Below are 22,874 nucleotides of genomic sequence, written 5' to 3' on the forward strand. Positions count from 1 at the left end.
TCCTTTTACAGAGAAACCTGGCTCTCATCACGATCCTTGCTTTCCCTCCCATCACTTTTCAAGAGAGATGGGGCTCGCTTCCCGGCTTTGCATTTCCTCCTCATCACCGTAAAAGGGGGTGCGCTCATATCACGACCTTGCCTTCTCTCTCCATCTTTTAAAGGGAGGGTCAGGCTCGCTTCCATCTTGATATTCCCTCTCCGAAATGGAAAAGGGGTGAACCTTAGAGTTTCTTCCTCCCCTTACCTCACAATGACTGCAAAAAAATAAACAGCCATAAGCAGCAGTCCAAACGGAACGCCAAACAGCGCCCATTCTTTACTGGTAATGCCAAGCTTGCTGGCAGCAATAATGTTGGGGATATTGCCGGGAATCAGCATTCCTCCGCTAATCAGCAGTCCTAATAATATGGACTTAATGGTGACATCATCCATGGCCGGACTAACTTCAGCCGCTGTCAGCGTTGCGTTATCCAAGATGGCAGAAATCATATTGATCCAATACATCACACTGTAATCCAGCCCCAGGAAATATTCGTTAATCATTGGTTCAAAGCCTTCGCCCAAAAGTGTCAGGCCCATTACAAAAAAATACACCTTTATGGAGCGTGAAATAATCTCATCGTAGCTTTCCCTGTTCGATACTGGACTGTTTAATCCCTCTTTAACATCTGATTTCCGGATCAAAAGAGCGGCAATTCCCCCGAAAATCACTAGTGCTGCGATAATCTCGGGTCCAACCAATCTCATAAGAAAAAAGAAATCCTCTCCCAGCTTGCTGATGGCAATGGTGGAGAGCGGTTCCCCGATTGGTGATAAAGCTGCACCCAGTCCGATTGAAAAGCATCCCAGGATAACAAAGCGAATTGAAGACTGGCGGTCAAGCGGAAGTGACTGAACAATTACAACTAGGATCAGCGCAGCAATAATCGCCGTAATCATGCTTGATAGTATTCCCAAAACAGTAATAGCCAGAGCGATAAACAGCTTAAAGGAAAGAGCCTGAATGACTCTGGAAATCCCCCAGTGTAAAGGCTTCTGAAACCATTTGAACAACAAGCCGGCCGTTAATACCGCAATAGTGATCTTAATGGGATCTGTTGCTGCCTTGACAAATATAGGGGGATTCATGACACCGCTGACGGAAGCGGCAGACACTCCCATTGCAAACATGAAGATTTCAAGATTGCTTTCCACCGGCCTCGACAGCAGCGGCAACAGCAAGACAAGAAGCAAGATTGCCATCAATCCAATCATCATCACGAACCACTCCATTTATGAAATCCTTTTTAGCATCTGCATCTGACTAAATAGCGGACTTGGACTTCCTATGTATATGCGTGGAATCGGACAATCTTTCTTTACGGTCATTTTTTTAAGCAATAAAAAACGACAGGCGAGGAAAGCCGGTCCCTTAAAACAGGGAGACTTTCTACCTCACTTGCCGTTTAAAAGTTAAATCCTATACCCACCACATCTGGGAAGGCGATTCCTCGATCAAAACGGATTGCAGGTTCCTGACTGCACGATTGAAACCTTCTTCAATCGACATGATCGGATCTTCATGCTCAATGCTGACGACATAATCATATCCGTATGTCCTTAAAGCACTCATCATGTCTGACCATTCCTTCAGCCCGTGGCCGCAGCCCACTGACCGGAAGGACCATGCTCTTGTTTGAACCTCCCCATATGGCTGCATATCGGTTAATCCATACATGTTCACATTTTCCTGGTCGATATAAGTATCCTTTGCATGGAAGTGATGGATCGCATTCTCCCTGCCAAGGATTTTAATCGCTGCAACCGGGTCAATTCCCTGCCACCAAAGATGGCTCGGGTCAAGGTTGGCTCCAATTGCATCACAGGTTTCTTCACGCAGCTTCAATAGTGTATATGGTGTATGGACAAGGAAGCCACCATGGAGCTCAAGTCCAATTTTCACATTATGCTCCTTCGCAAACTGGCCGACTTCTTTCCAGTAAGGAATCAATTTTTCCTCCCATTGCCATTTCAGTACATCGCCGTATTCGTTTGGCCATGGAGCAACAGGCCAGTTCGGGTATTTGGCCCCTTCATGGTCTCCGGCTGTTCCAGAAAAACAGTTGACGACCGGTACCTCAAGCAGGGAGGCAAGCCTGATTGTCTTAAGCAATGTATCATGACATTCCCCTGCAAACTCCGCGTCAGGTGAAATCGGGTTTCCATGGCAGCTGAACGCCGAGATGGTTAGATTCCTGTCACGAATCTTTTGCATATATTGCGATCTTGCTTCTTCACTTTCGAGCAAGGCATCAAGATCACAATGGCTGTTTCCGGGATAGCAGCCTGTACCGATTTCGACTGCATGCAGCCCTGCTGCCTTCACCGTATCCAGCATGTCTTCGAATGACTTGTCGGCAAATAGTACAGTAAATACACCTAGTTTCATATTGGCATCTCCTCCCTGTGGATGGTCTGGCTGCTTTTATAAATCTCATCAATAATCTGTGAAACCTGCAGCGCTTCCTCTGGTTTAACTGTCAGCTCACCAAGCCCAAGGCAAGCGTCGATAAAATTCTTTGCCTGTGGAACTCCTGGATTTTCTTCTCCTGGCAGTACCGCCGGCTTACTGTCAAACAGGACACCATTCTTAGAAGTATAAAGTTCGAGCGGAAAGACGCTTAGCCCTCCTTCGATCCCAGAGATGCTGAGATGTTCCTGGTCATCTTTTACATTTGCCGCCCATGATGTTTCAAACAGCATGGATGCACCGGTCTCAAATGTAATATATGCCGTTACATGGTCGTCTACATTAAATGTATTGTGGTCATACTCCCCCCACAGATTCACTTGTCCTGGGGTTTTGCTCAGGGCATTGTACGCGCTCCCGTGGACCGTGACCTGCTTTGGATTGCCCATCAGCCATAATGCAAGGTCCAGAAGGTGACAGCCATAATCAATCAGGCTCCCTCCGCCCTGCAGCTCTTTATTGGTAAAAACACCCCAGCCTGGGACTTTGCGCCGCCTTAACGCCTGGATTCTGGTCACAAGCGGCGCCCCTACCTCCCGCATAAGTTTTTTTGCCGCCTGGGCTTCCTTCATAAAACGGTAGTGATAGGCGATTGCCAGAACCTTATTGGCTTGCTTTGAAGCTGCAAGCATCAGCTCACATTCTGCTGCACTCAATGCCATAGGCTTTTCACACATGACATGAACGCCTGCCTGAAATGCCGCCAGCGTAATTTCCGCATGGAATTTATTCGGCGTGCAAATGCAGACGGCATCCACTACTTTGAAGAGTTCATGATAATCTTCAAACACGAAAGGAACTCCAAATTTATCCGCCGCCTCTTTAGCTCGCGTAAAATTAACATCACTTAATGCTGTTACTTCACACCGGTCACTCAGTTCAAGAAAAGCCGGGATATGGCGCCCCTGGGCAATGCCGCCAACCCCAATGATCCCAATCCGCAGTTTTGTCAAAATTAGTCCGCCTTTACTTTTATAATTTGTTTCGTTTCGTTCGATTGAAGAGCCGCCAAAATAACCTGCAGAGACTTCATTCCTTCTACACCTGGAACTGCCGGTTCCTGATTGGAGAGGATGGAATGGACAAACTTCTCAATTACATGGGAGTTGCTTTGTCCGCCCTCGTCATTTGACTGAATTTTGCCGAGCTGATAATTTACTATATCTCCATTGGCATATTGAACCACCAGCGAATTTACCGGGTCATCCTCCATGCGGAGAATCGCCTTTTCGCCGTAGATAATGGTCGAGTTATCCTCTTTGCTGTTATAAGCCCAGCTTGCAGCCAGTGTACCGATGATGCCGCTTTCCGTTTTCAGCACGCACACCGCATTGTCATCCACATCGGCAAAATCCTTTGCATTCGTTTCCACAAATGCGCCAACCTCGGTAATTTCCTCTCCAAGTACATAGCGAATCATATCTGTTTTATGGACGCCAAGGTCACCCATTGCTCCAACAAACGCCTTCTCTTTCTGGAAGAACCAGCCTTCTTTGCCCTCAACACTCCAGCCTTCAGGACCGCCGTGGCCAAATGCTGTCCGGAAGCTGTAAATCTTGCCAACTTCCCCGTTTGCAATCAGTTCCCGTGCTTTTTGATGGGATGGAACAAAGCGCTGATTGTGGGCAATCATTAATTTCTTGCCGCTTTTTTCGGCAGCAGCGATCATTGCTTCTGCTTCCTCTCTTGAGGTCGCCATAGGTTTTTCACACAGTACATGAATTCCCGCTTCCAAAGCCGCAATCGAAACAGGGGCATGGAGGTAGTTTGGGGTACATACACTGACTGCATCCACATTTGCATTCTTGATGAGCTCGTTATAATCACTGTAAGCCTTGACTCCGTATGTTTCGGCGATTTCGGCTGCCCTTGCTTCATTAATATCACAAACGGCCACAAGTTCAACATTTCGATTCATTGCATATTCCGGTAAATGACGGTGCTGGGCAATGCTCCCACATCCAATAACTCCAACTTTTAGCTTCTCCACAGTTCCCTTCCCCCTACTTCTCTTTAATGACTTCCAATGGTTTTGCGTTTCCGTAAACAGGCCGTTCCCGCTTCACAGGCTTAGCCCACTTGACAGCATTTATGATGACCCGCTGAATCTGCTCATTGTGATAGGTCGGATAAGTTTCATGCCCTGGGCGGAAATAAAAGATCCTGCCGTTCCCGCGTGTATAGGTGCAGCCGCTTCTGAAGACTTCCCCGCCTTCAAACCAGCTTGTAAAAATCAGTTCATCAGGCTGAGGAATATCAAAATGCTCTCCGTACATTTCCTCTTTTTCCAGTTCGATATATTCTGAGATTCCTTCAGTAATTGGATGGCTCGGGCTTACTACCCACAGGCGCTCCTTCTCATCTGCTTCACGCCACTTTAAGTCGCAGCTGGTTCCCATCAATGTTTTAAAGATTTTAGAGAAATGGCCGGAATGAAGGACAATCAGGCCCATTCCGTCTAAAACGCGCTGCTGAACCTTCTGGACGATTTCATCCTTCACTTCTCCGTGTGCCAGATGGCCCCACCAGACCAGGACATCGGTATTTTCCAAGACTTCATCCGTCAAGCCATGCTCGGGTTCATCGAGCGTTGCAGTGCCTGTTTCGAAGCCTTCTGATTGCAGGAATCCAGCAATGGCACCGTGAATCCCTTCAGGATAAATATCCCTTACCACCGGGTTTTTCTGTTCATGGCGATTTTCATTCCAGACCGTTACTTTTACCATCGTTATACACTCCTTCGTGAGGTTTATTTAAACTCTATTTTAGAGATTAATAAAACGAATGAAACTGCTTACATTGACAAACAGGGTGGAAAATATTGAACTTCCGGTACGGGAGATTATCTTGATTACCCGGTTGTCCCTTTCCTGTTTGTGCATCTATATGTATTTTGATAATCATTATCCATTGGCCGGCCTTTTAAAGCCGAATATATCTGTGAACATTTCCTATTTGATTACATTTTATTTTATTTATGTGTATATAAACATAGATGATATAATCAAAACATCTACTATTTTGCTATTTTTATAAAACAGGAGAGGCTATGAAAACGAATATATTATTTTGCGGCTATTCATACCACACTCAGAGATATCATTCACAATATAAAACCGGTTTCCCCGCCTACCTATTCCGCCTGCAGACAGAGGGTTCCTGTGAAGTGGTAGTGAGAGGGCAGAAAAAGACCATTGAAAAAGGGGATCTGCTGCTGATCAAGCCCGGCGACCATTACGAATTGCTGGTCTCGGAAGGCTCAAACAGCGCTGACTACCACCTCAGCATAGAAGGAGATTGGGCAGACGAATGGTGGAACTGTTCGCCCAAACCTCTGGTTTCCCGTATTGAACTGGATGAAAAGCTGCTGTCCCTGTGGCGGTACATTATGATTGAAAAACGGCGTCCCGATTTAAGCCAGCATGAGGAGCTTACAGGCCATTTGCTGCGGGCACTCTGTTTAACGATTGAGAGGATGGTCCATGAAACGGTCCACACCTACCAGCACCCTTATCCGGTGATCCGGATGATGCGTTACATTGAGGAATATGCCACAACAGGCTTTAAAATAGAGGACGTAGCACAGCACGCCGGTCTGAGTGTATCCAGAACTGTACATTTATTCAAGAGCAGTGTCGGGAGCACAATCATGGAATACGCACAGGAAGTCCGCTTGTCAGCGGCAATCGAACGAATGAAATACACTTCTCTGACACTTGATCAAATAGCTATTGACTGCGGTTTTGGCTCCTATCCCTATTTCCATAAAGTTTTCAAAAAAAGGTACGGCGTTCCTCCCGGCCAATACCGCCGAAAGGATAAGGGACTGCCGCATTGAGGCAGTTCCAATCTCACAGCCCCGGACATTTAAGGGCGTTATATACTTCTCTACTGCGCCCTTAAACTCCTTTAAATTACGAACATTTTTAAAATTTTCTTTCCCCACTTTGTCCTTCATAACCGTAATGATGTGCATGGTTCTCTACTCCTGTTTCGGTCTTCATACCCCCGATGAGGACCTTTTTTAGAATTCTCTTTCTCCGTTTTGTTCTTCATACATCCGATGAGGACCTTTTCGAGGATTCCCTTCCTCTGTTTTGGTCTTCATCACCCCGGATGAGGACCTTTTCGGGGTTTCTCTTTCTCCGTTTTGTTCTTCATACATCCGATGAGGACCTTTTCGAGAATTCTCTTTCTCCGTTTGGGTCTTCATCACCCCGATGACGACCTTTTCGAGGATTCTCTATCTCCGTTTTGTTCCGCACAGACCCTAATGCATTGCCTTCTTTCTTAAATCGTTAGCACAATTAAGCTTCTTCTATATAGGGCCTTAATATTTCGACAACTTTTCGGTACCCCTGCCCGTTTAAGTGCAGCCCTTCACGCGTATAATCGAGATCCAGCATCCGATCTTCATCTAAAAGGTTAGAGTAGACATCTATATAGGTAATGCCTTCCGCCTCGCATAATTTCTTTAATCCTTCATTAATTAAGGTGATATCTTTATTTGTGCGGCTGCCAACGTCAGCTTTGTCTATTTTTTTGGCGTCAGAATGATTGACAGGATATAACGATTGTATGTAGATTTTCGTCCCTGGATTATGATCCCTGATCTCCTGTACAATTTTACCGATATTGTTCACGATGTATTCCGGTTCTTTTTCCTCTATTCCCAAGTCATTTGTCCCAATCAGGAGAAAGACCTTTGAAGGCTTTACATCATGGACACTTTCCTTCATCCTCTTTAAAACTCCCTCTGTTGTATCTCCCTTGATTCCCCTGTTAATGGCTGTAACACCTTCAAAGTATTCATTGACCTGAAAGAACTCGACAAGGGAGTCCCCTAAGAACACAACACTTCCTGCTTTTAAGGTTTTATTCGTTTCCTGCCAGCTCTCCACTCTCTGCTGATAGTTTTCCTTCAGTGTTTTCTCGACTAAATGGTCCGCAGCAATCCTGCCGCCGAAAAAACCCCCTGCCAATAAAGCGATCACCATGCCGCCAATAATAAATGATATTCGTTTAAAATCCATTTCCTGGAGCTCCTTTGTTAACTAGAATTTCACCAATGACCCAGGGTCAATGATGTCTTTCTCTACCCATGTGAAGAAGGTTTTAACCACCTTGGAATTAACTCAGGCAGGGAGGATTTTCGCAAATAAAAAAACGGCAAGCCCTTTGCCTGCCGTTTTTCATCATTATTATAATGTATAACTTAAATTCTGTTTCGGGTTCGATTGTTCCGCTTCCTCAGGAATGCAGGAACTTCATCGGGAGCTTCTCCGTACCCTCTTTCTTCCTCTATCTGATAATTTTCAGTACTTGATTCATATGTAGGGGATGGTCTTTTCTCCAATGGATCAGGTTCGGTGTAGGATACTGCATGGGAAGGGCCACGAGATTCATTGACCGGTATATCTTCCTTGTCTTTAAAACCTGTTGCAATGACTGTTACCATCAATTCTTTGTTTAAGTTTTCATTGATGACCGATCCGAATATCATATTTAAATCTTCGTCGGATGCGGTAGCCACAATATCTGCCGCTTCTTGAACTTCATACAGGCTTATGTTTCTGCCCCCTGTGATATTCATAAGTACTCCCTGGGCTCCGCTGATGGAGGTCTCAAGCAGCGGGCTGGATATGGCCTTAAGAGCTGCTTCCGCTGCACGGCCTTCGCCGGAAGCGATACCAATCCCCATAATGGCTGTCCCCTGATTGGACATAATCGCTTTTACATCGGCAAAATCGAGATTGATTAATCCTGGTACAGCAATTAAATCTGAAATTCCCTGGACTCCCTGGCGGAGAACATTATCAGCTTCACGGAAGGCTTCCAGCATTGGTGTCTTTTTGTCGACGATTTCCAATAAGCGGTCATTTGGAATAATAATCAGCGTATCCACCGCTTTTCTCATTTCTTCAATGCCTCGTTCTGCATTGGCTGCCCGTTTCCGGCCCTCAAAAGAAAAAGGCCTGGTAACAACGCCGATGGTTAAGGCTCCTAGTTCCCGGGAGATCTGGGCAATCGCCGGAGCAGCTCCTGTCCCCGTGCCGCCGCCCATTCCGGCAGTAACAAAAACCATGTCTGCTCCTTTTAGAGCATCCTGGATCTGCTTTGTGCTTTCTTCCACTGCCCTTCTGCCTATATCCGGGTTGGCACCTGCCCCCAGCCCCCTTGTTAAAGCTGTCCCAATTTGCATGGTCACTTCCGCTTTGGATAATTTTAAGGCTTGTGCATCCGTATTGGCTGCAATAAATTCTACGCCCTCTACTCCATCTTCTATCATGCGATTAACGGCATTATTACCGCCACCGCCAACTCCAATCACCTTTATGATGGCTGATTGGTCTGAGTTCATATCAAATTCTAACATTTGCAGTACCTCCAATCGTGTCCAAAATTGCCTATTCTATTAGTATAGCATGGGATTTGGATCCCCTTTCTTTTGCAAAGGGATTGTTAAGTTAGTCAAATATTCGTAACTTAATTAACATAGAGATGTTAATTTTCTCAAAATTTTTCGTGTTATGATTACATTGGCACCGGAGTAAGGTTATAGGAGATTATTCAATGGACCGCAACGAAAAACTCGAATTAATAGGCGAAATAGAAGAACTGCGAACAGCGCTGCGCATCGAGCAAATCAAAGTGCGCTCGTTAAGGAAAATGTTAAAAGCAGAGTATGAGATGACTGGTTCCCAACATTTTAACGCCAGCCTTTTACTAGGCTTAGACCTGCATGCAGATAACCAATTGGTAAAGAAAGAGTTTAAAAAGCTCCTTAAATCCCTTCACCCTGACAGAGGCGGGGACGAAAGGCTCTTTAAGGTATTTAGTGAACATTATCGCAGCTTAATGTAAAACAAAAAAAGCAAAAACCCCGGCATTCATTCCCGAGGGTTTTTGCTTTTTTTCCTTTGCAGGTTCTTAGAACTTTGGAGCCTTTTCCCAGTCAGCTGCAAATTTTTCAAGCCCTTGATCTGTTAATGGATGTTTCGTCAGCTGTTCAATTACAGCAAACGGAATTGTAGCAATATGCGCACCAGCCAATGCTACACGAGTCACGTGATCCGGATGGCGCACAGAAGCGGCAATGATCTGTGAATCAAGATTTTGGACGCGGAACAGTTCAGCAATCTTTGCAACAAGCTGGACTCCATCTTCAGAAATATCATCAAGACGCCCAAGGAATGGAGAAACATATGTAGCACCTGCACGGGCAGCCAAAAGCGCCTGGTTAACAGTGAAAATAAGGGTTACATTTGTTTTAACGCCTTTTTTCGCCAAATAACGAGTAGCTTCCAAACCAGCCAATGTCATAGGCAGCTTAATCGTGATATTTGGGTCGCCGCCATTGATTTTGATTAACTCTTCTGCCTGCTGGATCATTTCCTCAGCTGAAACAGCATCTGGAGTTACTTCTGCAGATACAGATTCTACTTCCGGCACTGCCTGGAGGATTTCCTCAATGCGGTCCTCGAACCTGACTCCTTCTTTCGCTACCAATGAAGGGTTTGTTGTGACACCAGAAAGGACCCCAATTTTGTATGCCTTTTTAATGTCTTCCAAATTAGCCGTATCGATAAAAAACTTCATCCTAATCTCTCCTTCTTGTGATAATTGCTATTAGTAAAATAATAGGACCTTTCTATTATACTCTATTCTTTCTTTGGAAAAAATGAGTTAAGCGCTATTTTACTAATAATATTTAAAATTTAAAATACTCTTTTGCATTTTGATAGCATATTCCCTGAATAATTTCCCCCAGCAGCTCCATGTCGTTCGGCACTTCTCCGTTCTCAACCCAGCTTCCGATCAAGTCACACATAAGTCTCCTGAAATACTCATGTCTTGTATACGACAGGAAGCTTCGGGAATCTGTCAGCATCCCGATAAACCGGCTGAATAGCCCTAGGTTAGCCAATGCTTTCATTTGGTCCAGCATGCCATCTTTTTGGTCATTGAACCACCAGGCAGTGCCGAACTGAATTTTCCCCGGAGTTCCTCCTCCCTGGAAGTTCCCGATCATGGTTCCGAGAATATAGTTATCATTGGGATTTAAGGAGTAAAGAATGGTTTTTGGCAGGGCGTCCTCCCTTGCCAGTGAATCGAGCAGCCTGCTTAATGACTTTGCAATTGGACCGTCATTGATGCTGTCAAACCCAGTATCGGGACCCAATTCCTGTAGCATTCTTGTATTATTGTTTCTTAGGGCATGAATATGAAACTGCATGGCCCAGTCACGCTTTGCATACTGTTTTCCGAGGAAGGTAAGGGTATAGGACTTATATTTCTTCTCCTCTTCCAGCGAAACTGTTTCACCCTTCACCCCCTTGGCGAAAATTGCCGCTGCTTCTTCTTTCGTTGCCTCCTCATACATCATCGTATCAATCGCATGATCCGAAACGCGTCCGCCAAGAGAATGGAAGAACTCAATCCTTTTCTTAAGAGCCCCTAGGAAGTCATCGTATTCCACAATATTTGTTTCGGCAGCCGCAGACAGCTTTTCCACCCATTGCGGGAAACCTTCACGATTGATTTCAAGCCCTTTATCCGGGCGGAAGCTAGGGAGTACCTTCACGTCAAAGCTGGCGTCCTCCTTCAGTTTCTGATGGTATTCCAGTGAATCGACCGGATCATCTGTAGTACAAACTACCTCAACCCGTGATTTCTTGATAAGGTCCCTAGCTCCAAAACCTTCCCCGGTCAGCTGTTCATTGACCTTTTCCCAAATTGCAGGAGCACTTTTGGAATTAAGGATGTCATGAATCCCAAAAAACCGCTGAAGTTCCAAATGGGTCCAATTATACAAAGGATTTCCTATGCTCATCGGGACTGTATCCGCCCAGGCCAGAAACTTGTCATAATCGGAAGAATCCCCCGTAATATATTTCTCATCGATTCCGTTTGACCTCATTGCCCTCCACTTATAATGGTCCCCATACAGCCATGCTTCTGTAATATTTTTAAATCTTTTATTTTCATAGATTTCTTTAGGGCTTAAATGGCAATGATAATCGATGATTGGCATATCCTTTGCGAACGTATTGTAAAGAGTAACAGCAGTTTCATTTGATAATAAAAACGTTTCATCCATAAATTTTTTCATTTTTTCACACCTGCTTCTTTTAATATTGTTGTATGTACCTTGTCCCCACCCAAACATAATAACGCTTACATACCTGTACAAAAATAAAGGACAAAAACCGTCCCCGTAATTGTAACAACGTTGTTATTATTTATATTAATCTTAAAATAGAACTTTTTTAATTTCAAGAAATTTCATACATTAATTTAATTATGCCTCTTTATTTACATTGACTTTATAAGAATAACCTGTGAAAATATGAAACATAATCACCTTTTTAACAACGTTGTTAAATAAATAAATCCTTTTTTACATACAAGGCGGGTACATATGTCAATTACAATTAAAGATATAGCACAAGTGGCAGGCGTCAGTTATTCTACCGTATCAAAGGCATTGAATGACAGTCCCCTTGTCAAGCCGGAAACGAAGAGTAAAATTATTGGTATTGCACAGGAGCTGGGGTATGAGCCCAATTATGCAGCCCAGCAGCTGGTCCGGAAGCAATCCAGGGTAATAGGGCTCATATGGCCAACTATAGAGCGGATCGCCCCTGCCACCTTATTGACCAGAATTAATGAGGAAATCTCTAAAAATGCCTACTCGATGGTGCTTTCAATTAATTCCATCAAAGAAAGTCTTGAAATGTTTAAACGGTTCAATGTTGACGGGATCATTGTTTTTGATGAACGAAATCAAGAAGAGTTCGAATCCATTTCGTTTCCTGTTGTCACCTATGGCGTAGCCAAAAAGAAAGCAATCCCTGTGGTTGATGTCAATTACCAGCAAGCGATGGAGAAAGCTGTAAATTACCTGTATGAGCTCGGACATAGGGAAATTGCCTATGTGGGTGATTTTTCGCTGGGAGATGAGAGGCAGAAAGAGAAGTATTACGGCTTTAAAAAGGCGATGACCAGGCTAAGGCTCCCGGTCAGCAGAGAGAACCTCATCAATACAAACGGACTTGACTGGTACGATGGCTATCTCGCAACAAAGAGACTCATTTCCTCCTCCATATCCCCAACCGCCGTGATTGGAGGAAGCTATGATATTAGCGCAGGGGTTGTCCGGGCTTTGCGGGAGGCAAACCGGGTGATCCCAAAGGATGTTTCGGTGATCAGCTATGATAATGTCCCGCAAATGGCCAACTTGGAGGTACCACTCACAAGTGTGGGTGTCCCGGTTGAAGATATGGCCTTTCATATTGTCAAAACCTTAATGGCGCATATGCACAAAGATGATACTGTTCCCTATGTAAATATATTGACTCCGGAAATAACCGAACGAAATTCCTGTGCACACGCACAGAATATTCACAGGAAGCTTCAATCGTAAGCTTCCTGTGGATTTATTTCCTAAAGGGACTTTTTTAGCAAATCAGTATTTTTATTATGTTCGTTTGCGTTCAGTCTAGTTATTTGAATAACCCCGAATTGTTTTTACCATTGAAAAAGACCAGCTTTTTTAGCCGGTCCTTCTCTGTACGCTTTTCCATTTCAGCCGTCTGTTTGGTGCCCACTTTAATTTAGCATGTGCCATGGGCTCTGGGTGAAACGCGTTTGGATCTCAATTGCCGCAGCCTGTTCCTTTCTTTTGTTACTAACAATTGTTATATCTATTTGCCACTATGAATATAGACGAAAATAGACAAGCTTAGATAACAATGTTTTTGCCTTCCTGCAGCTGAACCTCTTGCTGAATCGTATGGAGTTTTTGATTCTTTTTAATCCTGAAGTAATAAACTAGATAACAAGAGATGAAAAAAATGCTTCCGCAATAAAGGGCCATCCTCTGTGCCGGGTCAAATGCCAGACTAACCATCACAATGCAATTTGCCGTCAGGGCAACAATTGGCAGAAACGGATAAAGTGGCACTTTGAATTTCAAGTGTTCAAGCTTTCCACCCTGACGGATGTATGCTCTTCTAAAGGCAAGGTGAGAAGCAGTGATCGCAATCCAGCCGATTTGCGCCCCTAGTCCAGCCAGGGAAAGAAGCCAGACAAAAACGGTCTTTGCTGCCACGACACTTGAAAGCAGTGATAAACCCGAAATTGCAAGCGTAATAAGCAATGCGTTCATCGGAACACCTCTTGGATTTACGTTTCCGAGCACGGGGCTTGCCATTCCTTCCCTGGAAAGAGAATAGAGCATCCGTGTTGCTGCGTAGAGACCCGAGTTGGCAACCGATAACAGCGCCGTAAGAATAATAAAGTTCATGATATCAGCAGAATAGGGTACCCCTATACTGTCCAAAACAACCACGAACGGGCTCTCCACAATTCCAGCTTTCTCCATCGGGATCATTCCTGCCAGTATGAACACGGATAAAATAAAGAAGAACAGAGTGCGCCAGACCGTTTGCTTAATCGATTTAGGAATGGTTTTCTCAGGATTTTCACTTTCACCTGCAGCTATTCCAATCAACTCTGTCCCCTGGAACGCAAAGTTCACCGTAATCATCGTAATTAACAATGCTGTTACACCGTTGGGAAATAACCCTTCTGCTAGGTAGTTTGATAGCAGAGGTGCTTCCTGGCCTCCCTTTATATCAATAAAACCGAACATGGCGGCACCGCCGACAAGAATGAACAATATGATCGCAAAGATCTTTATGCTTGAAAACCAGAACTCTGCTTCACCGAACGCTTTTGCCGATAAAGCATTCAATAAAAAGATGAGTAAGGCAAAAATAGCACACCACATCCAAACGGGTGATTCGGGAAACCATCTCAGCATCAGCTGTCCCGCTGCCAAAAATTCAAGGGCCACAGTTACGGCCCAGCCCAGCCAGTACAGCCATCCCACGGAAAATCCCGTAGCAGGACCAATAAACTTCGTCGTATAGGTTTGAAACGAACCTGAGACCGGCATTGCAACCGAGAGCTCCCCCAGGCAAAGCATGGTCAGATACATAATAAGCCCTCCAACCAGATACGAGAAAATGGCCCCAACAGGTCCTGCTTCGTGAATGGTATAGCCTGAACCCAGGAAAAATCCGGTGCCAATGCATCCTCCCAGCGAAATCATAAATAGATGCCTGGCTTTCATGCTCCTCTTTAGTTCATTCGTTTGAGCTGCTTTCATTCAAACTCTCCTTTGCTCAGATTAGTTTGGAAGCGTTCCTGTTCCCTGCTGGAAGTACATAGCACCAACAGTATTAACCGAAAATGCTAAATCAAAAGAAATCCAGCTTTGTGCAGCCCCACAAATGCATGGTTCGACAGATTAATAGGAGGCCTTATGATGAAAAACATTTTGTAGTTTGCTAGTCTCGATCGATCCTAAAACGAGATTATAGTAATTTATCTCCGAATAACGAACTCATAAGGGCGACAGCAACCTCAGCTGTTTTATTTCGCTCGTCCAGTATGGGGTTTATTTCTACAAATTCGGCAGAAGTAACAATTTCTGCCTCGGACAGTATTTCCATGGCCAGATGGCTTTCGCGATAGGAAATGCCCCCAACCACCGGCGTTCCGACTCCAGGTGCATCATCAGGATCAAGACCATCCAGGTCGAGTGACAGATGGACACTGTCCGTACGCTCTTTTAAATATGTAATGGTTTCTTCCATAACTCTTGTCATGCCTAAGCGGTCAATCTCATGCATGGTATACACTCTGATTCCTTTTTCACGGATCAGCTTTCTTTCCCCCGGATCCAGGGAACGTGCGCCAATAATGACAACATTCTCCGGCTTGATCTTCGGTGCAAAGCCTCCAATATTGGTCAGTGAAGAGTCCCCGATTCCCAAACTGACTGCCAGCGACATGCCATGGATATTTCCCGAAGGAGATGTATCTGCGGTATTCAAGTCTCCATGTGCATCAAACCAGATCACTCCTAAATTTTTATTATGCTTGGCTATCCCGGCCAGTGTTCCAATCGCAATGCTGTGGTCACCGCCCAAAACTAAAGGAAACCGATTTAATCGGACTACCTCCTCAACTTTTTCACTTAACCTTACATTCCCTTTTGTTACCGCTTCCAAATTTTTCAGTCTCGTCTCTGCCCCATTGTCTGCTCTTTCTTTAATTTCAACTTTTATATCCCCTTCGTCGTAAATGGTAAATCCGAGGCCTTCAAGCCTTTCACTCATGCCCGCATATCTGATGGCACTCGGTCCCATATCTACTCCCCTTCTTAATTGACCCAGGTCCATTGGAACTCCTATAACTGATATCTCCTTCATCATGGCAGCTCTCTCCTATCCCAGTTTTTTCTCTCTTAGTTTAATAGATAAGGGCCAGGTGACTCAACTCGACATTTTTTTAAATATTTATGCAATTTAATTTAATCCCTACTAAAGGAATTTCATCTTTAGAAAGTAAGATTTTTATTTTTTTAGGATAATAATGAGCATGAACAGAATGGACAACATGTGAAGTTTTTTTTGAGAAATCGGGGAAATACTGCGGGTGATGGAGGCTATAATCCCCCATTGATTAGATGTTATGAGTTTGATGCTGATTCTCACAGTTTGTATTTTCTATAAAACATCCATACTGAGTTACAATGAGACTGCAGGATTGTGCTTTTAACAGAATGGGCACTTCAGTGGAGTCAATGGCCCAAATTTCCTTACGATAAGCTGCAGTTAAAATAGGAAAACAGCCCGGACCTCCACCTAAGGCGGCAAAGTATACGTTAAGTAAACCAACAGCGTTTAAATCAGCGAACCTTCTGAATGGAGCTTGCCACTTAATCTCTATCATTATTTTAAAATAACTTAACAATCATTTTTCCATTAACCTATGATGTCCTTAGATTTCGGTGGCAATCCCGGGGCTTTCCATGCTGCATTCGTGACTGCATTCAGCAGTTAGCATTTTAGAATCTAACATCCACTTTCGCAATAACAAATTAGTTTTCCTATTATTTATTATTTTTTCCATCTTTGGCAGTGCATTTTACATATCCCACTGAGTATATTTCAAACCCATCAGTCTAAAAAAGCTGCCTCTGCTTTAACAAGCAGCCTCTTTAGTTATAATCCGACAAACAAAAAAAGGCTGCATTTGAACAGCCCTCTCCATTAAGGATGGAATATAGATATTGTTAAATAGTTGATGTTACCCTTCCTTGAAGTGGAAGAAATTTATTTTGTAAGCTGGTTTCTGTCCTCAACTTGCGGAGGTTCTTCCATCCATCCCTTCTTAATCATGATTTTTCCGCCATCCTGGGCATAGGTAAATATGTCTTTAGCAAGGAGTGCCATCTTTGCCGGCAAATCACTTCGAAGGCTAAACGCGCCGCCCAGTGCATTGCTTCCCAATCCAAAGGAGCACAGCAGACTGGTATTATACATCATCAGCTTATCGGAAAAAGGCGCAATCTTTGAAGCGGTAGCTTTACCTGCATGAGTTGCAGGCGGTTCGATATAACTCTGGCGCAAAAATTCGCCCAAATCGATTTCGATTTTCTTTGATAATTTCATTCCATCCACAAGAAAGTCCTGTACCTCTTTATCTTCTGCCACCTGAGCAAACCCGATCATTAATTGCATCCCTACAAGATTGGTTTCAATAGCATGGTGAATCAGCGAGACTTCAACTGTATTCAGGGATCTTGTTTCACTAAACCAGTTGAACCCGCCCAGATAGCCTTTGTCCTTTACAAATTTGACCTCTGTGGGCATCGAGACAAATGCCGGACGTGATAATACTCCCTTCTCTAAAAGCTGGGAAGTCGCCTGCCCGTTCATCTGCTGTGCCTCTGCTGTTAATTTTATAAAAAAGTCTTTAATATCTTTTCGATAAGCCATTCCGGTAAAAAGTGCATACAGGCTCATTTCAACCTTGGTCATCATGTGGAGATACATGATATCGAACATAAAGTCATACAGTTTGGGAACCCCTTTATGTACATCATTCTCTGTGAAGCCAACAGGGATAACGGCTCCTTCCTCCTTAAAGATACTCTTTATCGTCTCAATGTTTTTAGCTGCATCATTAAAATGAGATTGTAATAATTGCTTGCCTTCCTCATCTGCATGTTCAATAAAGTGTTCAAGAATTCTCAAGACCATCGTTTTTTCTTGATAAGCCATCCACAAATTAGCCAATTCGGATGATGTTATTGGTACTTGACTTGAAGTCATTGCTGCTAGCCTCCATGTTTTTTTATAATGTAGCCTTTTATGTCAGCTTTTATTAAAAAATAGCCAGAATCTTTATAAGCTCACTTGAAAACGAGCCAAGTTACCATTGTTATGGCACAAACGGTTCTTCCGTAGTTATTGAGCAAACTTAAAAGGGACTTTAAAGAAGAGAATTAAAAAGACAATGATTATAATCGACATAAGATAGGCACGAAAAGGATATTTCTGATGTACTGCAATAACCCAGAACATAACAAGATCAAATAAAAAGGAATAGCCAAATTTCCAGCCATTCTGATAAGAAATCCTGCCTGACAAATAAAGAATGAACTCGACGGCTATGTAGAACCCTGACCAAATTAGTATATAAATAAAGCGTGAAACCCTCGTATCAGGATAATGGGACAGATATAAAAAAATACTGACTGGCATCGTAATCAGGGCATATATAATCACCGTCATCTCATGCCCAAACAGAAAGTCGGGATGAAACTTCCATAAAGTATAATCTTTCACAATATACTCATAAAGCAGACCAAATGTCGCAATAAAAAACATGCTAGCATGATAGTCTCTCCAGTTTCTCCAATTTCCCCACTTGAAAGATGCTAATAAAGTTAAAAGGGTAATTGCAAGGTGCATGCTGAATTTTCCTCTCCAGAAATTTGTATTAGCCTTCCCCATATCCACAAATTTATGAGCAGTGTTGATTTACCGAAGATAAAAGAGGCAGTCCCTGTGGTTCGCTCATGCCTGAAAGAAATCTGGGACTTTTCCCTTCATAAAAAATTAACGCCAGTTTAAAACCTGCTTAATAGGCCTTTACTATTATTGGACAGGAAGGGTTGTTCGAGTTCAGTAATCTCTGGTTTTAAAATCACATGGAGTTGAGTTTAAGGCTATGATAAGGAATTTGAACAACGCCCATCATACATATTAAAGTAAATTTATTGGAGGTTTTTAATGAAGAAATACCTGCTCTCTCTTGCACTGATTTTGGCTGTTTTTAGCCTGCCATTGACGAACGCAGCTGCTTCACAAAACCATCAGGCCCAACAGAAGGCAACTCCGCTTGCTAAAGCACATGCGCATAACGATTATGAGCATGCACGTCCTTTATTCGATGCACTGCAGCATGGATTTACAAGTGTTGAGGCAGATGTGTGGCTTGAAGATGGGGAGCTTCTGGTTGCCCATGACAAAGTCGATGTACAGCCCGGCCGCACACTAAAATCACTTTATCTGGAGCCGTTAAAAGATATTGTTAAAAACAATAAAGGCTCCGTATACCCTGGCTACCACCATGAATTCATCCTTTGGATTGACATTAAGTCAGAAGGTGAAGCTGCATACAGGAAAATTCATGAACAGCTCAGCCAATACCGCCTTATGCTGACTAAATTTATCCCGGCGGGTGTAAAGCCAGGTCCCGTAACTGTCTATATTTCCGGAAACCGGCCACGTGCTTTGATGGAGAACCAAAGAGTCCGGTATGCCGGATATGATGGGCGGATGACCGACCTTGGGGCAAATGATCCCAATACGTTCATCCCTGTGATCAGTGACAACTGGACGAAACACTTTACATGGACAGGAACTGGGGAAATGCCTCAAAAGGAACAGGAAAAGTTAAAGTCTATTGTGGAAAACGCCCATAAAAATGGTCAAAAGGTCCGCTTTTGGGCTACTCCAGACCTTCCCTCGCCTGCCCGTGATGCCATTTGGCAGAAACTCCTGGCACTTGGTGTCGATTTTATCAATACAGATGATTTGGGCGGTTTGGAGAAATTCTTGAAAGAACATGACCCTGAGGCATCAAAACCGAATATTGGCTGGTAAACGTCAAAGCTTCAATAAAAACAAGGCTTCCAGTAATTCCGGAAGCCTCGTTTTTATCCAAATTTATTTAGATTCAAGCGGGACGGCCTAAGCTGTAAAAACCCTATCCATATGTCTTCTCGCCATTCAAGGCTTTCTGCATGCCTGTACTTCTTATTAACCGTTAAGGTCCTTGCTTCCACTCTCACGATAGGAAGTGTCAGCGATTTTTTCGACTTCATGCTGGTTATTGACGTAATGGACAACTGAAACACTGCAATTCTCATGAACAGGATACTCGGTTCTTTTGGTTATTTGCATTATGTAGTTTCCAATGGTTACCCCATGTGAAAAGATTAGAATATTGCCGCCCTGGGAAGAGTGTTTTTTTACGATATCTTCAACTGCAGTCTTTGTCCGTGTAAAAAGCTGTACATAGGATTCCCCTTCTGGCGCTGCGGCATTTAAATCTTTAAGGCTGAATAATGTTTCGAGTATATTCCCGTGCCTTTCCACTATTTCCTCTTCCAGCAGGGATTCCAAAACGCCAAAGTTCATTTCCTTGAGCCTTGGGTCAATTGTCAAAGGAATATTTCGATCACCAATGGCATATTTGGCTGTATCCAGTACCCTTTGGCTGTCGCTTGAGTAAGCAGCATCAAAGTTTATGTCCGACAATCCTCTTCCGACAGATTTTGCCTGGAGGACCCCTTTTTCTGTAAGCGGTGAATCACAGTGCCCCTGCATTCGCTTTTCTATATTAAATTGAGTTTCACCATGCCGGACAAAAAAAATCGTTACCTTTTTCTCGTTGCCCAAATTCAAACACATCCCTTATTTTCAGTATAAAAAACTAATCCTTAAAAACTTGCTTAATGGGAAATCAACTGATGCCCGTACTGTTATCCCATTATAAACGTTTTATTTTCATTATGGTAATCAACAACAGGAAGGACGGATGGCACCAGTATTTTTCTTGGCAACCTTTTATAGTCCTTGCATTCACTCTCCCAGCTTGGTTAAAAATAACAGAAATCCGCCTTGAATAGCAGGCGGATTTCATTGCTGTAGTTCAGATGTTATAAATATTACCAGTCAGACAGGCTGTTATTGGCGCAACCTGCAAAAATGTTGCTTTAAAAGGGTTCATCCTGTTGTTGATTTCAGGAAGGGCCAAAATAAATATTATGCCCTTGCAGCCTGTTTTACTGTTTCGTAAAGATCTACGAATTCAGCCGCTAAATCCTTCATAGTGATTGCGTTCATCAAGTGATCCTGTGCATGGACCATCAATAAGGAAATTTCCGTTTTTTCCCCGCGAATCTCGCTTTGAATTAAAGAAGTCTGAATGTGATGCGCTTCGTTTAGGGCATTAACTGCTTCCTGCAGTTTTTCCCTTGCACCTTCTATATCTCCTGTCTTCGCCGCGGCAATCGCTTCCATCGCGGAGCTTTTTCCATTTCCACCATGAAGAATGATTTGAAAGATTGTTTCCTCTAAGTTTGCCATTATTATTTCCTCCTATAAAGTGCCCAGCCCTACTCGCACAGGGGCTGAGTTTTGCTAAAAACTTAGCTTGCCTGCTGTTCGGTTGTGCTGCCGTTTTCCTCACGGACCTTCATCTTGTCCCACATCTTGAAGAATGGCATGTAGACAGCGAAAGCAATAGCGATGTTGACGGCCTGCATGACAGCACCGGAGATTTTGCCTCCTGTTGCCAGGTACCCGCCAATAAGCGGAGGCGTAGTCCATGGGATGGCAATGCCTGCCGGTTTTGCAACGAGGCCTGTGCTCATCGCAAAGTACGTTACAATGATCAGGACGATCGGTGTCAGGAAAAACGGGACAATCAGCAATGGGTTCATGACAATCGGTGTCCCAAAGATAATCGGTTCGTTAATCATGAAGGTTCCGGGACCTGCTGACAGCTTGCCCAGCTCTTTCATTTGCTTGCTTCTGGCCCAGAACAGCATGAGGATCATCAGCCCGAATGTGGCACCAGTACCGCCGATATTGACGAATACCTCAAAGAATTGGGAAGTGAAGATATTAGGCAGTTCTTCGCCGGCCTGGAAGGCAATACGGTTGGCATCTGTGTTGGACAGCCAGATCGGGCTCATGACTCCACCCACAATATTGGTCCCGTGAAGGCCTGCAGACCATAGAAGCATGATCAGCATGTAGGCAATGATCGATCCGATTAAGCTTCCGCCAAGTACACTGAGCGGACCGCCCAGAAGAACCCCGATGACATTATGAATGCTTTCAAAGCTTGTATTTTCAAGAATCAGACGAACAAGCCATACAATGGTGATGACGAAGAAACCGGGAATAAGTGCAACGAATGACTTCGAAACAGCTGGCGGTACACTGTCCGGCATTTTAATGACGATGTTTTTCTTGACCACCCAGTTATAAACCTCCGTAGAGAACATCGCAATCACCATGGCAACGAACAGGCCTTTGCTTCCCATTAATGCTGTCGGGATGGCCCCGCCAACTGCAACTGCCTCTGCGGCCCCTTCAGGTGTGAACATGACCTGGAATGGAGTAGCCAATAAGAACGCACATAGAGAGATAGCTCCGGCTGTTAAAGCATCAAGATTGTATCTTTCAGCCAGCCTGTATGCGATCCCGAAGGCTGCGATAAGGCCCATCATGTCAAAGGTGGCTCCGGTTGGATAAAGCAATTTCGCCAGCCACTGGTCCCCGAAAATGCCTGCCATGAAGTCCGCATAGCCCGGAATGGGGATAAACCCTAAAATGAGAAAGAATGACCCGATGATAATTAATGGCATTGTAAGAATGATACCGTCTTTTAAAGCACCCAGATGTCGTTGTCCAGCAAGTTTTGCAGCAAACGGCATAAAGTGGTTTTCCAGGAAGCTTAAGAATTTATTCATGGGTCCTGCACTCCTTATCCTTTATTAATAAGAGCGAGAGCTGATTTCAGAACTTCTGGTCCGTTGCACATTCCGTATTGTACCGGGTTGATGGAATCAACCGGGATGTTCTTTTCTTCACCCAGCTTCTTCATTTGCGGAAGCAGGTAGCGAACCTGCGGCCCAAGCAAAAGGACGTCGGCCTGATCAATATGGTTTTTGACGGCATCGGCACTTTCAGCCCAGATTTTGCACTCAATCCCCTGCTCCGAGGCTGCTTTTTCCATTTTGGTTACCAATAGGCTAGTAGACATTCCCGCTGCACAGCATAATAGAATATTCATGTGAGTTCCTCCTAGAATTTAAATTTAGTTTTTCGTAACTTTGTAAGCCTCTTGTCGAGGTATGTCTTTATCATAGTAGTAAAGCGCTTTCAACTACACTCAAGTTTTTTCCTTTGCTCAACGGAAAA

Annotated in this window: 22 protein-coding genes; 4 read left to right on the top strand and 18 right to left on the bottom strand. The window is 43.9% G+C overall.

The annotated features are described in order from the left end of the window. Positions 1 to 242: 242 nt before the first annotated feature. The 5 genes from EV146_RS01845 to EV146_RS01865 form a co-directional block, all read right to left on the bottom strand. Entirely contained in the window at positions 243 to 1,259 is a 1,017-nt protein-coding gene (locus EV146_RS01845; RefSeq protein WP_121609754.1) for a DUF1646 family protein, read from the bottom strand. A gap of 202 nt (positions 1,260 to 1,461) precedes the next feature. Further along, the gene (locus EV146_RS01850) at positions 1,462 to 2,430 is read right to left on the bottom strand and encodes a sugar phosphate isomerase/epimerase family protein (protein ID WP_121609755.1); all 969 of its coding nucleotides are present in this window, start codon (positions 2,428 to 2,430) and stop codon (positions 1,462 to 1,464) included. After that, positions 2,427 to 3,464: a Gfo/Idh/MocA family protein gene (locus tag EV146_RS01855; RefSeq protein ID WP_181215893.1), complete on the bottom strand. Its 1,038-nt coding sequence runs from the start codon at positions 3,462 to 3,464 to the stop codon at positions 2,427 to 2,429. Before EV146_RS01855 ends, EV146_RS01850 begins: the two co-directional genes overlap by 4 nt. Positions 3,465 to 3,466: 2 nt before the next feature. After that, the gene (locus EV146_RS01860; RefSeq protein WP_132001178.1) at positions 3,467 to 4,501 is read right to left on the bottom strand and encodes a Gfo/Idh/MocA family protein; all 1,035 of its coding nucleotides are present in this window, start codon (positions 4,499 to 4,501) and stop codon (positions 3,467 to 3,469) included. A 13-nt stretch (positions 4,502 to 4,514) separates the two neighbouring features. After that, complete coding sequence (locus EV146_RS01865) at positions 4,515 to 5,237, bottom strand: ThuA domain-containing protein (RefSeq protein WP_132001181.1); 723 nt, start codon at positions 5,235 to 5,237, stop codon at positions 4,515 to 4,517. Positions 5,238 to 5,560: 323 nt separating this feature from the next. On the opposite strand from EV146_RS01865, the gene EV146_RS01870 reads away from it, so the two are divergent. Next, a complete protein-coding gene (locus EV146_RS01870) occupies positions 5,561 to 6,349 on the top strand; it encodes an AraC family transcriptional regulator (protein ID WP_132001184.1) in 789 nt (262 codons plus the stop codon). 186 nt (positions 6,350 to 6,535) lie between these two features. On the opposite strand, the gene EV146_RS01875 is transcribed toward EV146_RS01870, so the two are convergent. The 3 genes from EV146_RS01875 to ftsZ form a co-directional block, all read right to left on the bottom strand. Next, positions 6,536 to 6,724 carry a hypothetical protein gene (locus EV146_RS01875; RefSeq protein ID WP_158286965.1) on the bottom strand — a complete coding sequence of 63 codons (189 nt, stop codon included), beginning with the start codon at positions 6,722 to 6,724 and terminating at the stop codon, positions 6,536 to 6,538. 94 nt (positions 6,725 to 6,818) lie between these two features. Next, the gene (locus EV146_RS01880) at positions 6,819 to 7,544 is read right to left on the bottom strand and encodes a GDSL-type esterase/lipase family protein (protein ID WP_199232649.1); all 726 of its coding nucleotides are present in this window, start codon (positions 7,542 to 7,544) and stop codon (positions 6,819 to 6,821) included. A 182-nt stretch (positions 7,545 to 7,726) separates the two neighbouring features. Further along, positions 7,727 to 8,887, bottom strand: a complete 1,161-nt coding sequence (gene ftsZ / locus EV146_RS01885) for a cell division protein FtsZ (protein WP_132001190.1) — start codon at positions 8,885 to 8,887, stop codon at positions 7,727 to 7,729. Between the two features lie 197 nt (positions 8,888 to 9,084). Between ftsZ and EV146_RS01890 the strand changes: the two genes are divergently transcribed. Next, positions 9,085 to 9,375, top strand: coding sequence for a J domain-containing protein (locus tag EV146_RS01890; protein ID WP_121609760.1), 291 nt, complete (start codon positions 9,085 to 9,087; stop codon positions 9,373 to 9,375). A 66-nt stretch (positions 9,376 to 9,441) separates the two neighbouring features. Here the strand turns inward: EV146_RS01890 and fsa are convergent, their stop codons facing one another. Beyond that, a complete protein-coding gene (fsa, locus tag EV146_RS01895; protein WP_121609761.1) occupies positions 9,442 to 10,110 on the bottom strand; it encodes a fructose-6-phosphate aldolase in 669 nt (222 codons plus the stop codon). Positions 10,111 to 10,222: 112 nt separating this feature from the next. Then, a complete protein-coding gene (gene uxaC, locus EV146_RS01900) occupies positions 10,223 to 11,623 on the bottom strand; it encodes a glucuronate isomerase (RefSeq protein ID WP_132001193.1) in 1,401 nt (466 codons plus the stop codon). A 309-nt stretch (positions 11,624 to 11,932) separates the two neighbouring features. Between uxaC and EV146_RS01905 the strand changes: the two genes are divergently transcribed. Next, positions 11,933 to 12,937 carry a LacI family DNA-binding transcriptional regulator gene (locus EV146_RS01905; RefSeq protein ID WP_132001196.1) on the top strand — a complete coding sequence of 335 codons (1,005 nt, stop codon included), beginning with the start codon at positions 11,933 to 11,935 and terminating at the stop codon, positions 12,935 to 12,937. Positions 12,938 to 13,255: 318 nt separating this feature from the next. On the opposite strand, the gene EV146_RS01910 is transcribed toward EV146_RS01905, so the two are convergent. The 4 genes from EV146_RS01910 to EV146_RS01925 all read right to left on the bottom strand — a co-directional run bounded on the left by EV146_RS01910 (position 13,256) and on the right by EV146_RS01925 (position 18,386). Next, positions 13,256 to 14,686, bottom strand: a complete 1,431-nt coding sequence (locus EV146_RS01910; RefSeq protein WP_121609764.1) for an amino acid permease — start codon at positions 14,684 to 14,686, stop codon at positions 13,256 to 13,258. 208 nt (positions 14,687 to 14,894) lie between these two features. After that, a complete protein-coding gene (gene rocF / locus EV146_RS01915) occupies positions 14,895 to 15,794 on the bottom strand; it encodes an arginase (RefSeq protein ID WP_181215901.1) in 900 nt (299 codons plus the stop codon). Positions 15,795 to 16,700: 906 nt separating this feature from the next. Continuing rightward, a complete protein-coding gene (locus EV146_RS01920) occupies positions 16,701 to 17,702 on the bottom strand; it encodes a DUF3231 family protein (RefSeq protein ID WP_132001202.1) in 1,002 nt (333 codons plus the stop codon). A gap of 135 nt (positions 17,703 to 17,837) precedes the next feature. Continuing rightward, positions 17,838 to 18,386 (bottom strand): CBO0543 family protein, encoded by a 549-nt coding sequence (locus EV146_RS01925; protein ID WP_338419204.1) that lies wholly within the window; start codon positions 18,384 to 18,386, stop codon positions 17,838 to 17,840. 279 nt (positions 18,387 to 18,665) lie between these two features. Here EV146_RS01925 and EV146_RS01930 point away from each other — a divergent pair, with 279 nt between their 5' ends. Then, the gene (locus EV146_RS01930) at positions 18,666 to 19,541 is read left to right on the top strand and encodes a phosphatidylinositol-specific phospholipase C/glycerophosphodiester phosphodiesterase family protein (RefSeq protein ID WP_132001208.1); all 876 of its coding nucleotides are present in this window, start codon (positions 18,666 to 18,668) and stop codon (positions 19,539 to 19,541) included. A 156-nt stretch (positions 19,542 to 19,697) separates the two neighbouring features. Here the strand turns inward: EV146_RS01930 and EV146_RS01935 are convergent, their stop codons facing one another. From EV146_RS01935 to EV146_RS01950, 4 genes are all read right to left on the bottom strand, one after another. Next, complete coding sequence (locus EV146_RS01935; RefSeq protein ID WP_158286966.1) at positions 19,698 to 20,339, bottom strand: histidine phosphatase family protein; 642 nt, start codon at positions 20,337 to 20,339, stop codon at positions 19,698 to 19,700. A 366-nt stretch (positions 20,340 to 20,705) separates the two neighbouring features. After that, complete coding sequence (locus tag EV146_RS01940; RefSeq protein WP_132001214.1) at positions 20,706 to 21,029, bottom strand: PTS lactose/cellobiose transporter subunit IIA; 324 nt, start codon at positions 21,027 to 21,029, stop codon at positions 20,706 to 20,708. 62 nt (positions 21,030 to 21,091) lie between these two features. Next, complete coding sequence (celB, locus tag EV146_RS01945; protein ID WP_132001217.1) at positions 21,092 to 22,423, bottom strand: PTS cellobiose transporter subunit IIC; 1,332 nt, start codon at positions 22,421 to 22,423, stop codon at positions 21,092 to 21,094. A 14-nt stretch (positions 22,424 to 22,437) separates the two neighbouring features. Next, positions 22,438 to 22,746, bottom strand: coding sequence for a PTS sugar transporter subunit IIB (locus EV146_RS01950; protein WP_132001220.1), 309 nt, complete (start codon positions 22,744 to 22,746; stop codon positions 22,438 to 22,440). Positions 22,747 to 22,874: the final 128 nt, after the last annotated feature.

Source organism: Mesobacillus foraminis, from assembly GCF_004340465.1.
Taxonomy (GTDB): domain Bacteria; phylum Bacillota; class Bacilli; order Bacillales; family Cytobacillaceae; genus Mesobacillus_B; species Mesobacillus_B foraminis.

Excerpts from the sequence above, each read along its gene's own strand:
- EV146_RS01925 (WP_338419204.1), bottom strand. The coding sequence starts at position 18,386 with ATGGGGAAGGCTAATACAAATTTCTGGAGAGGAAAATTCAGCATGCAC.
- uxaC (WP_132001193.1), bottom strand. The coding sequence starts at position 11,623 with ATGAAAAAATTTATGGATGAAACGTTTTTATTATCAAATGAAACTGCT.
- rocF (WP_181215901.1), bottom strand. The coding sequence starts at position 15,794 with ATGAAGGAGATATCAGTTATAGGAGTTCCAATGGACCTGGGTCAATTA.
- EV146_RS01910 (WP_121609764.1), bottom strand. The coding sequence starts at position 14,686 with ATGAAAGCAGCTCAAACGAATGAACTAAAGAGGAGCATGAAAGCCAGG.
- EV146_RS01865 (WP_132001181.1), bottom strand. The coding sequence starts at position 5,237 with ATGGTAAAAGTAACGGTCTGGAATGAAAATCGCCATGAACAGAAAAAC.
- EV146_RS01930 (WP_132001208.1), top strand. The coding sequence starts at position 18,666 with ATGAAGAAATACCTGCTCTCTCTTGCACTGATTTTGGCTGTTTTTAGC.
- EV146_RS01940 (WP_132001214.1), bottom strand. The coding sequence starts at position 21,029 with ATGGCAAACTTAGAGGAAACAATCTTTCAAATCATTCTTCATGGTGGA.
- EV146_RS01890 (WP_121609760.1), top strand. The coding sequence starts at position 9,085 with ATGGACCGCAACGAAAAACTCGAATTAATAGGCGAAATAGAAGAACTG.
- EV146_RS01920 (WP_132001202.1), bottom strand. The coding sequence starts at position 17,702 with ATGACTTCAAGTCAAGTACCAATAACATCATCCGAATTGGCTAATTTG.
- fsa (WP_121609761.1), bottom strand. The coding sequence starts at position 10,110 with ATGAAGTTTTTTATCGATACGGCTAATTTGGAAGACATTAAAAAGGCA.
- EV146_RS01870 (WP_132001184.1), top strand. The coding sequence starts at position 5,561 with ATGAAAACGAATATATTATTTTGCGGCTATTCATACCACACTCAGAGA.
- celB (WP_132001217.1), bottom strand. The coding sequence starts at position 22,423 with ATGAATAAATTCTTAAGCTTCCTGGAAAACCACTTTATGCCGTTTGCT.
- EV146_RS01905 (WP_132001196.1), top strand. The coding sequence starts at position 11,933 with ATGTCAATTACAATTAAAGATATAGCACAAGTGGCAGGCGTCAGTTAT.
- EV146_RS01845 (WP_121609754.1), bottom strand. The coding sequence starts at position 1,259 with ATGATGATTGGATTGATGGCAATCTTGCTTCTTGTCTTGCTGTTGCCG.
- EV146_RS01875 (WP_158286965.1), bottom strand. The coding sequence starts at position 6,724 with ATGAAGACCCAAACGGAGAAAGAGAATTCTCGAAAAGGTCCTCATCGG.
- ftsZ (WP_132001190.1), bottom strand. The coding sequence starts at position 8,887 with ATGTTAGAATTTGATATGAACTCAGACCAATCAGCCATCATAAAGGTG.
- EV146_RS01880 (WP_199232649.1), bottom strand. The coding sequence starts at position 7,544 with ATGGATTTTAAACGAATATCATTTATTATTGGCGGCATGGTGATCGCT.
- EV146_RS01850 (WP_121609755.1), bottom strand. The coding sequence starts at position 2,430 with ATGAAACTAGGTGTATTTACTGTACTATTTGCCGACAAGTCATTCGAA.
- EV146_RS01950 (WP_132001220.1), bottom strand. The coding sequence starts at position 22,746 with ATGAATATTCTATTATGCTGTGCAGCGGGAATGTCTACTAGCCTATTG.